The organism is Streptomyces sp. HmicA12 (assembly GCF_000373565.1).
In the GTDB taxonomy this organism is placed as follows: domain Bacteria; phylum Actinomycetota; class Actinomycetes; order Streptomycetales; family Streptomycetaceae; genus Streptomyces.
The window spans coordinates 126,343-139,155 of sequence record NZ_KB891797.1 but is presented as its reverse complement, the minus strand read 5'-3'; the positions used below and the strand labels follow the sequence as shown (position 1 = coordinate 139,155).

The window sequence follows — 12,813 nt, the reverse complement described above, 5'->3', positions numbered from 1 at the left end:
GTACACAGGGTCAACAAAATATGGCTCCTGTGACTCAAGTCACAGCAGAGAGTGAAGGGTTGAGGCGTATTTCTGGGTGCATTCTGTGCGTTTGCTGAACACAGGAACGGGACCTCGAACACCAAATCGCGCCATACCCGGACAGTTTCATTTGTCTCGTCCAAGGGTCCTAGGACCGGTCTCGGTCGCGGGCCCGATGTGGGGCCCGGTGCCGCGAGACTAGCGTCTCGAACGTGTTGAAGACTCCCCCTGCCGCTCACGTACCTCCTCTCGTCCCACCCTCCCCCAGGCATGCTGAGGGGGTGAGCACCGACGAGTTCCGCGCCGCCCTGTCCCGCCTCGCCGCGGGCGTCGTCCTGCTGACCGCGCACGAGCCCACCCTGGACCCCGACGACCCCACGGCGCCGCCCGGCGAGGACGCGGGCATGACGGCGACGGCCTTCATGTCGGTCTCGCTGGACCCGCCCCTGGTGATGGTCTCGCTCCGCAACGACTCCCGCATGGACGACCTCCTCGACGAGCAGCCCCTGTGGGCGGTGTCGCTCCTCACGGAGTCCCAGAGCCACATCGCGGGCCGCTTCGCCATGAAGGGCCGCATCAGCGACCGGCTCCTCTTCGAGGACATCGCGTACGCACGCGGCGAGCACACCTGCGCTCCGCTGGTGGGCGGGGCGCTCGCGACACTGGAGTGCCGGACGGAACAGCGGGTCGTGGCCGGGGACCACACCCTCTACATCGGCCGGGTCCTCGGCGCCACGCTGCCCAGCGCGGACGGGGGACCGCTGATGTACTTCCGGGGGCGGTACCGGGGGCTGGAGTAGGCGTCGCCGGGTGCGGGGTTGCTCATGCGTTGCCGGGCGCGCGTTTCGTCGTGGCCAGGTCGCGCCCCGCGGCGAAGCCGCTGACCGACCCGGCCCCGCGCCCCTGAAGCATGCGCTGCGCGAGAAGCCCCACCGGGCGGCACTCGGCAACGCGACCGCACCCCGCAGACGAGAGACCGCTACCAGTCCCGCCCCGACCGCCCGCGCTTGGTGTCGGAGCGGGCCTTCTTCTCGCGCAGGCGGCGCTCGTTGATCCCCCGCGGGATCCGCGTGGGCCTGCGCTTCTTGGGCGGCGGCGCCGTCGCCTCCGCCAGCAGCGCCGCGAGGCGGGTGGCCGCCGTCTCCCGGTTGCGCCACTGCGAGCGGTGCTCGGAGGCGCGGACGGAGACGACGCCGTCCACGAGCCGGGAGGCGAGCCGCTCCAGGGCGCGCGCCTTCCACACCTCGGGCAGCGCCTCGGTATTGGCCAGGTCGAAGCGGAGCTCCACCTGCGAGTCGCTGGTGTTGACGTGCTGCCCGCCCGGCCCGGACGACCGCGAGAAACGCCAGACGAGCTCGGCCTCCGGGAGGACGACCGCGCCGCGGATGGGATAGGGACCGGACATGCGTCCATGGTCGCCTGTCGGGGCCGGTCCGTCACTCGCTTTTCACCCGGGTAAAGAAAGTAAAGACAGTTGGAACCTCCGGTACCCGCTTCGCGTTCATAGGGGTACGAGTAGCTTCGGCTACGCACGTACACCCGTACGGCACGTATTTAACGAGGGAAGGGACTCCCGAACCATGGCTGTAAGCCTGTCCAAGGGTGGCAACGTCTCGCTCACCAAGGAGGCTCCGGGCCTGACCGCCGTCACCGTGGGCCTCGGCTGGGACGTCCGCACCACCACCGGCACCGACTTCGACCTCGACGCCTCGGCGATCGCGGTGAACGCGCAGGGCAAGGTCTACTCGGACGGCCACTTCGTGTTCTTCAACAACAAGCAGACGCCGGACCAGTCGATCGTGCACACCGGTGACAACCGCTCCGGCGAGGGCGCGGGCGACGACGAGGCGATCAACGTCAACCTCGAGGCGCTGCCCGCCGACGTCGAGAAGATCGTCTTCCCGGTCTCGATCTACGACGCGGAGACCCGCACGCAGAACTTCGGCCAGGTCCGCAACGCGTACATCCGCATCGTGAACCAGGCCGGCGGCACCGAGATCGCCCGCTACGACCTCTCCGAGGACGCGGCGACGGAGACCGCGATGGTCTTCGGCGAGCTGTACCGCAACGGCGCCGAGTGGAAGTTCCGTGCCGTCGGCCAGGGCTACGCCTCGGGCCTGGTCGGCATCGCGCAGGACTTCGGCGTGAACGTCTGAGGTTCCTGACCTCGCAGGAGCGTGACGGACGGGCCCCGGTGCACACCGGGGCCCGTCCGCGTGTCCGGGTGCCCGGGGCTATCCCGACAGCGCGAGCCGCACCGCGAGGACCGCGATCAGCGTGCTCGACGCGAGGGCCGTCACGAGCCGGCCGCGCGGCCCCGCCAGCGTGCGGCCGAGCAGTGCGCCGCTGCCCGCGAGCAGCAGTTGCCAGCTCGCCGACGCGGCGAACGCGGCCACCGCGAACACCGCGCGCTGTCCGAAGCCGCTGACGGCCTCGCCGCCGCCGAGCACCAGCGCCGCGAAGTAGATGACGGTCATGGGGTTCAGGAGCGTAAGGCCGAGGAGACCCAAGTAGGCCCGGGAAACGGCGACTTGGGGGTCGGTGGGCGGGCTCGGGTCCCGGTGCCGGCGCAGCGCCCGCACGGCTCCTTGCGCGGCGAGCGCGAGCAGCACGGCGGCCGCGCCCCAGCGCAGCGGGGTCTGGACGGTGCGGACGAGCGGGGCGAGCGGGGCGCCGCCGGCCACGGCGACGAGGGCGTAGAGACCGTCGGCGGTGGCGACGCCGAGCGCGGCGCAGGCGCCGGTGCGCAGGTTCGTCCGGGCGGTCAGGGACACCAGATAGGCCCCGATGGCGCCGACCGGCACGGCGATGCCGTACCCGGCGAGCACCCCGGCGACCAGGGCCCCGCTCACCGTTCGAGCGGGATCGGCCTCCGGTGGGGGGTGGCCTGCTGCTGTCGCCGCGGGGTGGAGGTGCGGGCGATCAGGTGGCTCGGGGTGTACGTGGTGGTGGTCACGCCCGGATGTTCGCGCGGTGACCTCCGGCCCCGCAAAGGGTTTTCGGCCGCGGGTCCGGTGGGAACCGCGGGAGCGACCACGACGAGAGCCGCACCCGGCACACCACCGCGCCCCCCACACACCTCTACGCTCTCCCCCGTGGACATCACCCCCCTCACCCACCCACCCGGCGACCCCCTCCTCGCGGAGGTCACCACCCTGTACGCCTCCAACAGCGAGTTCTTCACCCTGAGCGGCGACTTCCCCGACCCCGACGCCATCACCCCGGGCCAGGTCGCCGCCGCCCTCGCCGAGGAGGCGGCCATGGACGGCGCCGAGGGGCTGCTGGCCCGGGACGAAGCGGGCCGCCTCGTCGGGGTCGCCCTCACCCTCGCGCACCATCCGGACCCGGCCGACCCCGACCCGTGGATCGGCCTGCTCCTGGTCGACGTGAGCCGTCAACGCACCGGGCACGGAAGGGAGTTGGCGGCCACGATCGAGAACCGGTTCAGGGCGGACGGCCGCGCCGCCGTCCGGCTCGCCGTCCTCGACAACAACCCCAGGGGCCTCGCCTTCTGGACCGCCCTCGGCTACGTGGAGATCGCCCGGCGCTCCGACCGGCAGCTGGGCCGGCCGTGCCGTGTCCTGCGCAAGGAACTGCCCCCACAGCACGCGTGACGGTCCGTCACGGGCTGTCGGGCTTGCCGTCCCCGCGGAGCCAGTCCTTCCAGACTCCGGCGAGAGCCTGCTCCTTGCCGGGGTTGCGCTGTTCGACGTAGGCCGTGAAGTCGTCCGTGCCGGCGTTGCCGTACTTGTGGTCGGATGCCCAACTCCGCAGCAGCGTAAGGAACTTGGCGCCCCCGATCGTCTGCCGGATCTTCTGCAGGACCATCGCGCCGCGCACGTAGACGGGCGTGTCGGAGATGTGCGCGGCGCTCGGCGGATCGGCGGGCGGGAAGGCCCAGACGTCGGCGCCCGCCGGGCGCGCGTACTGGGCGTCGAAGGCCTGCTGGGCGGTGTCGCCGCCGTGCTCCTCGTCCCACAGCCACTCGGCGTACGTGGCGAAGCCCTCGTTCAGCCACATGTCGCGCCAGGACTTCGGGGTGACCGAGTCGCCGTACCACTGGTGCGCCATCTCGTGGACGAGTGTGCCCAGGTCGGGGCCGCCGGGGAAGACGGGGCGGTTCTGCGTCTCCAGGGCGTACCCGGCGTCGCCCTCGCGGTCGACGATCGCGCCCGTGGAGGAGAACGGGTACGCGCCGAAGGTCTCCGTCTCCCAGTCGACGACCTCGGGGAGCCGGGCGAGGACCTTCGCGCTCGCCTCCGTCTCGTACGGGTCGACGGCGGTGAGGATCGGCAGGCCGGAGTCCGTCTCGCCGCGCCGGATGTCGAACTTCCCGATCGCCACGGTCGCGACGTAGCTCGCCATCGGCTGCGGCACGTGCCAGACGGTGGTGGTGCGCCGCCCGTCGGAGGTGGTCCTCTCGCTCGTCAACTCCCCGTTGGAGACGGCCTGGAGGCCCTGGGGAACGGTGAGCGTGATGTCGTACGTGGCCTTGTCCGAGGGGTGGTGGTTGCCGGGGAACCAGGCCATGGAGCCGGTCGGTTCGCCGAGGCCGAGCGCGCCGTCGGCGGTGCGCAGCCAGCCCTCCTCGGAGCCGTCCGGGTCGGTGATCGTGACGGGCTCGCCGAAGTAGCGGACGGTGGTGCGGAAGGTGCTGCCGTCGGGCAGTTCGTCGTGCGGGCGGACGGTCAGCTCGTGGGCGGCGCGGCTGGCCACGGCCGGTTCCCCGTCGACGGTGACATCCCTGACGGTCAGGCCCTGGAGGTCGAGGTCGAAGGCGCTGAGGTCCTTGCGCGCGGTCGCGGTGATGTCCGCCGTGCCGGTGAGCCGGTGGCGGTCCGGGTCGTAGGCGAGGTCCAGGGCGTAGTGGCTGACGTCGTAGCCGCCGTTGCCGAGCCGGGGGAAGTACGGGTCGCGCAGGCCCGCCGCGCCGGGGGTGCCGTGGACCCCGCCGCCGCAGGCGGTGACGGCAAGGAGGACGACAGGGGCGAGGAACCGGGAGTGTCTGCGCACTCCGCGATCCTATGACCCTCTATCCGCCCTTATGCCTGCTTGCCGTCGCTACAGGACAGCGATCCCCAACGGCCGCTCCCCCGCCGCCAGCCGCCGGGTGTCGCCGCTGCCGAGGTCGACGACCGTGATGCCGTTCCAGTAGCCGTCGCGGGTGAACCCGCCGGTGACGTAGGCCGTGCGGCCGTCGGCGGAGACCGCGACGTCCTCGTGCGGGCCGTCGAGGGGGATCACCTTCTCCTTGCCGTCCTTCGTCCGGACGGTCAGGGACGGGCCCTCGTCCTCGGCCGGGTCGATGGGTCCGGTGCCGACGGCGAGGAGGGTGCCGTCGGGGGTGATCGTGACGCCGTGCTGGTGGGTGTCGGCCGTCATGCGCTCGATGGTGGAGCGGCCGGTGTCCGGGTCGAGGACGACGAGCTTCTCGCCCTCGAAGGGGAACAGCAGCTTGCCGTCGGAGGGCCGTACGGCGGCGTAGTGCGGCTTGAGCCAGGAGCCGAGGCCGCCTTCCGTGCCGTACGGGGCGACCTCGATGCGCCGGGTGTCGCCGCTGTCGGTGTCGAGCACGGTGACGTCGAACGAGTCGTGGTCCGTCGCGTACACCTCGCGGCCGTCGCGCGAGACGTCCACGTCGAAGGGGCGGCGGCCGACGTCGGCGGTGTCCGTCACCTTGAGCGTGCGGGTGTCGACGGTCTCCAACGTGCCGTTCCCGCCGGGGACGTTGACCCCGACGTACACGTGCTCGCCGTCGGGCGCGAGGGCGATGCCCATGCCGCCGCCGCGGTACTCGCCGTCGGTGACCGGGCCGAGGTTGTCCGTCTCGTACGGGACGAGCGCCTCGCGCTCACGGGTCTTCGTGTCGATGACGGCGACGCCCTCGGCGGTGGCCACCCAGGCCCGGCCGTCGTCGCCGACGACGAGCCCGTAGGGCGCGTGGCCCGCCCGCACGGAGTCGACGACGCCCTCGTCCGGGTCGACGAAGCTGACCGTGTCCGCACCGAAGTCGGCGACGAGGAGGGTGCCGGCGGCGGCTCCGGGGGCCTTCGTCGTACGGTCCGGCTGAGGCGTCGCGCTCGGCCGCGACCTGTCTCCCGAACTCGGCCTGCCGGTCGGCGAGTTGTCGGACGCCTGCGTCGCGCATCCGGTCACCAGGACGGCCACGGCCGTCGCGGCCAGGGCCAGGCGCTTCACCGTACGGCCCTCAACAGGCCCGCGATCTCGGTGAATCCGCGGCGTTCGGCGTGCTCCAGGGGCGTGACGCCGTCGCCGTCCGGGAGGTCGTGGGTGGCGCCCGCCGTGATGAGCAGCTCCACGATCTCCTGGTGCGCGCGGCCGCCGTCGCCGAGGATCACGGCCTCCAGCAGCGCGGTCCAGCCGAGGCGGTTGACGTGGTCGACGTCGATGTCGGTCTCGCGCAGCACGGCCCGTACGTACTCGACGTGGCCGCGCTCGGAGGCCGGGATGAGGGAGATGCCGCCGAAGCGGTTGGTGACCTTCAGGTCGGGGCCCGCCGGGAGCAGCGTGCGCATCATGGGGACGCTGCCGGTGACGCCGGTGACCAGCCAGGGGCTGTCGGAACGGTCGTCCTGGGCGTTCGGGTCGGCCCCGGCGCGGACCAGCTCCGCCGCGGCGGGGACGTGGTCGTGCAGCGCCGCGAGGAGGAGGGGGGTGCGGCGGTGTTCGTCCCGGGGGTCGGGATCGGCGCCGGTCGCCAGGGCGGCTCGGACCGTCTCCGTGTCGCCCTGGGCCGCGGCTTCGAGCAGGGTGCGGTGGTCGTTCATGGGCGGGCTCCAAGTCAAGCCCCTCCGGCGATTGAGGAGCGGGGTCCGGGGCGGAGCCCCGTGGCCCACGCGCCGTAGGGGGTCGGGCTTCCGTCGCGGGTACAGGTTCATCGTGGCTGATCGCGCTCACGCGGCGGAGCCGCACAGCGATACAGTCTCGCGCCCCTGGCGGGGCTGTACCTCTCCGCTCGGAGAGGTACAGCCCCGCCCGGTCCGGTCTAGCCGAGCGCGGCGACGCCCGCCTGGGCGAACTTCTCGTCCTGGTCGCCCGACGGGGCGCCGGCCACGCCGATGCCGGCGATCGGGGCGTTCTTCGCGGTGACGGGGGCGCCGCCCGCGAGGAACAGGGTGCCGGGGATGTCCTTCAGCGTCGGGGCGTTCTCCAGGCGCTTGGCCAGCTCGGAGGTCGGCGCGTTCCAGGAGACGGCGGTGAACGCCTTCTTCTGCGCGGCCTCGTACGACTGCGGGCCGGCACCGTCGCCGCGCAGGGTCAGGATCGTGTTGCCGTTGCGGTCGACGACGGCGACGGAGACCTTCTGGTTGTCCTTCTTCGCGGCGTCCAGCGCGGCCTCGGCGGCCTTGGTGGCCGAGTCGAGGGTCAGGTGCGTGGTCGTGGCGGTGGTGTTGCCCTTGACGTTCGCGGTCTGCGCGGCGGGCGCGGCGGCCGGGGCCGAGGCGCTCGCGGAGACCGTGCCGAAGGTTCCGGCGGCGACGGCGGCGAGCACGGCGCCTCCGGTGGCGACACGGGCACGGCGGGACATGTTCTTCATGGAAGCCATCGGGTTCAACTCCTGGGAGGCGGGGTGTTCGTTCGTGCGTTCGTTCCTTCTGCACTCAATCCTGGGTCCGGAACCGGCCCCCACCCGTCGACGTTCCGGCTGCTCGGCGCGGGCCGAGCGGCCGATGCCCGGGTCATCCGATCGGTTGACCCCGGGGGCGCGGGTGCCCGCGACAATGGGAGTGTTTGCCCAGTTCGAAGCCCTGGCAGGAGCCCCGGCAGGAGGCGTGGAGAAGCGTGCAGGAGGTGACCGTGAGGCGCAGTGCCCCGCCGTCCGAGACGTCGTACGAGAACGCCGGGACGACCGACACCCGGTGGCTGGCCGCCGTCATGCACGCCGCGTTCTTCCTGCTGCTCGGTGTCGCCCTGGCCCGCTTCCTGCTGCGTCACCCGGGCGGCACGCGCACGCCCTGGATCGTCGTCCTCAGCGCCGTCCTCGCCGTGCTCTACGTCGTCGGCATCGCCGGTGACAGCGAGCGGCGGCGCACCTCGGTGCGGCGGCTGTGGCTGGGGCTCGTGGTCGCGGTGGTCGTCGTCCTCGTCGTGCTCGCGCCGAGCTTCGCGTGGTGCGCGGTCCCGCTCTTCTACACGGGCCTGCGGACGCTGCCGATCCGCGCGGCGCTCCTCCTGGTCGCGCTCCTCACCGGCCTGGTCGTCGCCTCCCAGGTGCGGCTCGCCGGGCGCTGGGACCCGGACCTGGTGCTCGGGCCGCCCGCCGTCTCCATGCTCGCCACCGGCGTCTTCCTCCAGATGCAGCGGCAGTCGGCCCGGCAGCGCGCCCTCATCGACGACCTGATCCGCACCCGCCGCGAGCTCGCCGCGTCCGAGCGCCGCGAGGGCACGCTCGCCGAGCGCCAGCGGCTGTCCATGGAGATCCACGACACCCTCGCGCAGGGCCTGTCCAGCCAGCAGATGCTGCTGCAGGCCGCCGACCGGGTCTGGACGTCCGACCCGGTCAAGGCCCGCGCCCATGTCCGCACCGCCGCGTCCGTCGCCGAGCACAACCTCACCGAGGCCCGCCGCTTCGTGCACGACCTGGCCCCCGCCGACCTGGCGCGCGGCCTGGAGGAGGCGCTGCGCACGGCGGCCGCCCGCGAGTCCGGCGAGCGGCTCTCGGTCCGCGTCCACGTCGACGCGGGCGACCGCAGCGCCCTCGACCGGCTGCCCGACCGCGTCGGGGCGGCCCTGCTGCGCATCGCCCAGGGCGCGCTGGCGAACGTACGGGAGCACTCCGGGGCCACCACGGCGGCGCTCACCCTCACCCTCCTCGACGACCAGGTCGTCCTGGACGTCTCCGACGACGGCCACGGCTTCGACCCGACGGCGGCGGCTCCGCCGGGGGTACGGGGGCACGGGCTTCCGGCGATCCAGGCCCGGGTCCGCCAGCTGGGCGGCACCCTGACCATCGAATCGGCCCCCGGCGAGGGCACGGTCCTGTCCGCAGCGATCCCCCTCCGGGGGCCTTGAGCGATGGGGAGGCTGCGCGCAGCGCATGCCTCAGGGGCGCGGGGAACTGCGCGCAGCAGGACCGCCGGCCCGCACCCGCCCACGAGACAGGAACCCGGCAGACGCGAAGGCGAACAGGGGCGCGGGGAACTGCGCGACCAGCCACGACGAAAGCCGCACCAGACGAGGAGCCCCCCGCATGACAGCCCAGGTCCGCCTGATCCTCTGCGACGACCACGTGGTCGTCCGAGCCGGACTCCTCGCCCTCCTCGACAGCGCCGACGACATCGAGGTCGTCGGCGAAGCGGGCACCGGCGAAGAAGCCCTCGCGCTCGCCGCGAAACTCCACCCGGACGTCGTCCTGATGGACCTCCAGCTCGGCCCGGGCATCGACGGAGTCGAAACGACCCGCCGCCTCACCGCGAGCCCGGGGCCGGACGGCGCCCACGTCCCCCACGTCCTGGTCCTGACCACGTACGACACCGACTCCGACATCACCCGCGCCATCGAGGCCGGCGCCACCGGCTATCTGCTCAAGGCCGAACGCCCGGAAGAACTCTTCGCCGCGATCCACGCCGCGGCCCAGGGCCGCACCACCCTCTCCGCGCCGGTCGCGAGCCGCGTCATGGCCAACATGCGCAGCCCCCGCCCCACCCTCACCGACCGCGAGCGCGACATCCTGGCCCAGCTCGCGCACGGCCTGGGCAACCGGGAGATCGCCAAGGCCCTGTTCATCAGCGAGGCCACGGTCAAGACGCACCTGGGCCGGATCTACGACAAGCTCGGCGTCGACACCCGGGCCGGCGCGGTGGCGGTGGCGAAGGAGCAGCGGCTGCTGCCCTGAGCCGGGCGGCCGCGGGCATGACACCATCGACCCCGTGCTCGACATCGGTTACGCCCTCTCCCGCCGCTTCCCGGACCCGCCGCAGACGGACTACCGGCGCGCGGACGTCCACGCGCTGCGCCACGACCTGTTCTGCGGCGACGTGTACCTGGCCGACACCAAGGCCGACCGGGAGCTGTCCACAGCCTGGGGATGGGTGCCGGTGCTCGACTTCGCGTGGGCGCTGTGCGACATCGTCGAGCAGGTGGACAAGGACCCGCGCGGCAGCCGCAGCGCGACGCCCCAGTACGCCGATCTGGACTTCACCGAGTCCACCGACCGCATGCTCTTCGAGCGGCGCTTCGGCTGGGTCGACATCGAGGCCGACTGGATGCCGGGCGACGAGCCCCCGCTGACCTTCTCCCACTCCGAACTGCGCCGCGAGGCACGGGACTTCCTGCACGACCTGATCGCCGACCTCACGGACATGCACGAGGACCTGGCGGACAACCCGGCGATCTGGGACCTGCAGGGCCGCTTCCCCCGGACGAAGTGACCGGCACCCCGGAACGGACGCGGGCGCCCAGGGCCTGTCCGTGAAGTCCCTCCTGCCCTCCGGGTGGACGGAGGGACTTCACGGACACGACCTAGCCCTCCACCCGCACCCCCAGATGCGCCGCGAACGCCCCCGCCAGATCGAAGAGTTGGCCCGGCGAGACGACCGCGCCGCCCAGCCGGTCGACGCCCCGCGCGATGTGCAGCTCGGCCGCCTCCCGCAGGTCGACGTCCACCAGCGTCGCGCCCGTCAGATCGGCCCCCTTCAGCACGCAGCCCGGGAACTCGACCCGCTCCAGCCTCGCTCCCCCGAAGTCCGGCTCCACCAGTACGCAGCCCTCGAAGACCACGTCCTTGAGCCGGGCCTTGCGCAGGTTCAGGTAGTCGATCTTGCCGCCGCGGATCACCACCCTCTCCAGGACGGACCCGTGCAGCTGCACCCCGCCGAGCCGCGCGTCCACCACCTCCACGTCCCGCAGCGTCGCCTCCGCCAGGTCCGTGCCGACCCCCCGCACCCCGGTCAGCGTCGAGTCCAGGATCCGGGCCCGCGCGAGCCCCGCCCCGTCGAACCCGCACGCCTCGACGGCACAGTCCATGAACCGCGCCCCGATCCCCTCCTGCCCGGCGAAGTCCGCGCCCCGGAACTCCACCCCGTCGTAATCCCCGTCGGGCTCCAGACCCGCGCCCTGCCACGGCACGAGCGGAGGCAGCCGCACCTCCGGCCGCCGCGCCCTCTTCACCTTCGCCGCCGCACCACGCCTGTCCGCTGCCATGCCCCCCATGCTGCACGCCCCCACTGACAATCACCGCACACCCCCGCCGCCTTGACCTCAACCACGCTTGAGGTCGAAGACTGGCGTCCCGGCACGCGAACCCCTGTCAGGAGCGCCCCATGCACGCCATCCGCCTGCACTCCTTCGGCCCGGCCGAGCACCTCACGTACGAGAAGGTGGAGGACCCGGAGCCGGGCCCCGGCCAGGTCCGCATCGCGGTCGAGGCCGCGGGCGTGCACCTGCTGGACACCGCGATCCGCCAGGGCGTCCCGGGCCCGGCCCCGCGCCTGCCCGAACTCCCCACCGTCCCGGGCCGCGAGGTCGCCGGCACCGTGGAGTCGCTCGGCGCGGACACCGACCCCTCCTGGCTCGGCAAGCGGGTCGTCGCCCACCTGGGGTTCGCCCCCGGCGGCTACGCCGAACTCGCCGTCACCGACGCGTCCCGCCTCCACGAGATCCCGGCCCGCCTCGACGCGGCGCAGGCGGTCGCCGTGATCGGCACCGGCCGCACCGCGCTCGGCATCCTGAACTTCACCGCCGTCACCCCCGACACGGTCGCCCTCGTCCCGGCCGCGGCGGGCGGCATCGGCACGCTCCTCGTGCAGTACGTGAAGCACGCGGGCGGCACCGTCGTCGGCCTGGCCGGCGGCGCGCGCAAGACCCGGCTCGTCGAGGCGAACGGCGCGGACCTCGCCCTCGACTACAACGCCCCCGAATGGCCCTCCCGTGCAAGGGAGTTCCTCGGCGACCGGCGGGCCACGGTCTTCCTCGACGGCGTCGGCGGCGCCACCACGGCCGCCGCGCTCGACCTGCTCGGCCCCGGCGGACAGCACCTGATCTTCGGCTGGTCCGCGCAGGGCATCGGCGACGACACGGGACCGCTCCTCCTCGACGAGGCGGAGAGCGCCCGCCGCGGCATCACCCAGGTGCAGACCCTGGGCCCCGAGATGATGCGGCGGGCCGGCGGCGACAACCCCGTCCGCACCCTCGAACTCGCCGCCCTCGACCTGGCCGCACGCGGCGTCCTGACCCCGTCGGTCGACCGCTTCCCCCTCGCCGAGGCGGCCGCGGCCCACCGGGCGCTGGAGACGCGCGGAACGACGGGCAAGGTGGTCCTGGAGCCGTAACTCCCCTACCCACCCAGCTTGTCGAGGGCCTCGTCGGTCAGCCGGTACACGGTCCACTCGTCCTGCGGCCGCGCCCCGAGCGCCCGGTAGAAGTTGATCGACGGCTCGTTCCAGTTCAGCACCGACCACTCAAGACGCTCGTAGCCCCGCTCCACGCAGATCCGCGCGAGCTCGGTGAGCAGCGCCTTCCCGTGCCCGCCGCCCCGCGCCTCGGGACGTACGTACAGGTCCTCCAGGTAGATCCCGTGCACCCCGCGCCAGGTGGAGAAGTTCAGGAACCAGAGCGCGAACCCGACCACCTCGCCGCTCGCGTCGTCCTCGGCGATGTGCGCGAAGGCGGCGGGCCGCTCCCCGAACAGGGCCTCGCGCAACTGCTCCTCGGAGGCCCTGGCCTCGTCCAGGGCCTTCTCGTACGCGGCGAGCTCACGGACCATGGCGTGGATGACGGGCACGTCGGCGGGGACAGCACTACGAATCATGGCGTCAGGCTAACCACCCGGTC

At 72.9% G+C, this 12,813-nt stretch carries 15 protein-coding genes; 7 read left to right on the top strand and 8 right to left on the bottom strand.

The genetic code is table 11. The features are described from left to right. Window positions 1-233 precede the first annotated feature (233 nt). Complete coding sequence (locus tag B072_RS0100740; RefSeq protein ID WP_199790994.1) at window positions 234-821, top strand: flavin reductase family protein; 588 nt, start codon at window positions 234-236, stop codon at window positions 819-821. Window positions 822-1,000: 179 nt separating this feature from the next. On the opposite strand, the gene arfB is transcribed toward B072_RS0100740, so the two are convergent. Then, complete coding sequence (gene arfB, locus B072_RS0100735; protein WP_018528012.1) at window positions 1,001-1,426, bottom strand: alternative ribosome rescue aminoacyl-tRNA hydrolase ArfB; 426 nt, start codon at window positions 1,424-1,426, stop codon at window positions 1,001-1,003. Window positions 1,427-1,601: 175 nt separating this feature from the next. On the opposite strand from arfB, the gene B072_RS0100730 reads away from it, so the two are divergent. Then, window positions 1,602-2,177, top strand: a complete 576-nt coding sequence (locus tag B072_RS0100730; protein ID WP_018528011.1) for a TerD family protein — start codon at window positions 1,602-1,604, stop codon at window positions 2,175-2,177. A gap of 78 nt (window positions 2,178-2,255) precedes the next feature. Here B072_RS0100730 and B072_RS0100725 read toward each other — a convergent pair whose 3' ends face one another. Beyond that, window positions 2,256-2,873 carry a LysE family transporter gene (locus B072_RS0100725; RefSeq protein WP_018528010.1) on the bottom strand — a complete coding sequence of 206 codons (618 nt, stop codon included), beginning with the start codon at window positions 2,871-2,873 and terminating at the stop codon, window positions 2,256-2,258. 243 nt (window positions 2,874-3,116) lie between these two features. Between B072_RS0100725 and B072_RS0100715 the strand changes: the two genes are divergently transcribed. Then, window positions 3,117-3,635, top strand: a complete 519-nt coding sequence (locus B072_RS0100715; RefSeq protein ID WP_018528008.1) for a GNAT family N-acetyltransferase — start codon at window positions 3,117-3,119, stop codon at window positions 3,633-3,635. Between the two features lie 7 nt (window positions 3,636-3,642). Here the strand turns inward: B072_RS0100715 and B072_RS0100710 are convergent, their stop codons facing one another. From B072_RS0100710 to B072_RS0100695, 4 genes are all read right to left on the bottom strand, one after another. Continuing rightward, a complete protein-coding gene (locus B072_RS0100710) occupies window positions 3,643-5,034 on the bottom strand; it encodes a M1 family metallopeptidase (RefSeq protein ID WP_018528007.1) in 1,392 nt (463 codons plus the stop codon). Between the two features lie 48 nt (window positions 5,035-5,082). Then, window positions 5,083-6,219 carry an SMP-30/gluconolactonase/LRE family protein gene (locus B072_RS0100705; RefSeq protein WP_018528006.1) on the bottom strand — a complete coding sequence of 379 codons (1,137 nt, stop codon included), beginning with the start codon at window positions 6,217-6,219 and terminating at the stop codon, window positions 5,083-5,085. Then, entirely contained in the window at window positions 6,216-6,809 is a 594-nt protein-coding gene (locus B072_RS0100700) for an ankyrin repeat domain-containing protein (RefSeq protein WP_018528005.1), read from the bottom strand. Before B072_RS0100700 ends, B072_RS0100705 begins: the two co-directional genes overlap by 4 nt. A gap of 218 nt (window positions 6,810-7,027) precedes the next feature. Further along, complete coding sequence (locus B072_RS0100695; protein WP_026245321.1) at window positions 7,028-7,579, bottom strand: GlcG/HbpS family heme-binding protein; 552 nt, start codon at window positions 7,577-7,579, stop codon at window positions 7,028-7,030. A gap of 338 nt (window positions 7,580-7,917) precedes the next feature. Between B072_RS0100695 and B072_RS0100690 the strand changes: the two genes are divergently transcribed. The 3 genes from B072_RS0100690 (at window position 7,918) to B072_RS0100680 (ending at window position 10,412) form a co-directional block, all read left to right on the top strand. Then, window positions 7,918-9,054, top strand: a complete 1,137-nt coding sequence (locus B072_RS0100690; protein ID WP_106432790.1) for a sensor histidine kinase — start codon at window positions 7,918-7,920, stop codon at window positions 9,052-9,054. Window positions 9,055-9,232: 178 nt separating this feature from the next. After that, window positions 9,233-9,877 (top strand): response regulator, encoded by a 645-nt coding sequence (locus B072_RS0100685; RefSeq protein ID WP_018528002.1) that lies wholly within the window; start codon window positions 9,233-9,235, stop codon window positions 9,875-9,877. A gap of 34 nt (window positions 9,878-9,911) precedes the next feature. Next, window positions 9,912-10,412, top strand: coding sequence for a hypothetical protein (locus B072_RS0100680; protein ID WP_018528001.1), 501 nt, complete (start codon window positions 9,912-9,914; stop codon window positions 10,410-10,412). A gap of 91 nt (window positions 10,413-10,503) precedes the next feature. Here B072_RS0100680 and B072_RS0100675 read toward each other — a convergent pair whose 3' ends face one another. Continuing rightward, window positions 10,504-11,184 (bottom strand): pentapeptide repeat-containing protein, encoded by a 681-nt coding sequence (locus B072_RS0100675; protein ID WP_078506236.1) that lies wholly within the window; start codon window positions 11,182-11,184, stop codon window positions 10,504-10,506. 119 nt (window positions 11,185-11,303) lie between these two features. Here B072_RS0100675 and B072_RS0100670 point away from each other — a divergent pair, with 119 nt between their 5' ends. Further along, on the top strand, window positions 11,304-12,311 hold the full coding sequence (locus tag B072_RS0100670; protein ID WP_018527999.1) for a zinc-binding dehydrogenase: 1,008 nt from the start codon (window positions 11,304-11,306) through the stop codon (window positions 12,309-12,311). A gap of 5 nt (window positions 12,312-12,316) precedes the next feature. On the opposite strand, the gene B072_RS0100665 is transcribed toward B072_RS0100670, so the two are convergent. Beyond that, on the bottom strand, window positions 12,317-12,790 hold the full coding sequence (locus B072_RS0100665; RefSeq protein ID WP_026245319.1) for a GNAT family N-acetyltransferase: 474 nt from the start codon (window positions 12,788-12,790) through the stop codon (window positions 12,317-12,319). Between the last annotated feature and the right edge of the window lie 23 nt (window positions 12,791-12,813).

Bases quoted from the DNA above. Each gene is read 5' to 3' on its own strand.
- arfB (WP_018528012.1), bottom strand. From the start codon at position 1,426: ATGTCCGGTCCCTATCCCATCCGCGGCGCGGTCGTCCTCCCGGAGGCC.
- B072_RS0100730 (WP_018528011.1), top strand. From the start codon at position 1,602: ATGGCTGTAAGCCTGTCCAAGGGTGGCAACGTCTCGCTCACCAAGGAG.
- B072_RS0100700 (WP_018528005.1), bottom strand. From the start codon at position 6,809: ATGAACGACCACCGCACCCTGCTCGAAGCCGCGGCCCAGGGCGACACG.
- B072_RS0100695 (WP_026245321.1), bottom strand. From the start codon at position 7,579: ATGAAGAACATGTCCCGCCGTGCCCGTGTCGCCACCGGAGGCGCCGTG.
- B072_RS0100690 (WP_106432790.1), top strand. From the start codon at position 7,918: ATGCACGCCGCGTTCTTCCTGCTGCTCGGTGTCGCCCTGGCCCGCTTC.
- B072_RS0100685 (WP_018528002.1), top strand. From the start codon at position 9,233: ATGACAGCCCAGGTCCGCCTGATCCTCTGCGACGACCACGTGGTCGTC.
- B072_RS0100675 (WP_078506236.1), bottom strand. From the start codon at position 11,184: ATGGCAGCGGACAGGCGTGGTGCGGCGGCGAAGGTGAAGAGGGCGCGG.
- B072_RS0100670 (WP_018527999.1), top strand. From the start codon at position 11,304: ATGCACGCCATCCGCCTGCACTCCTTCGGCCCGGCCGAGCACCTCACG.
- B072_RS0100665 (WP_026245319.1), bottom strand. From the start codon at position 12,790: ATGATTCGTAGTGCTGTCCCCGCCGACGTGCCCGTCATCCACGCCATG.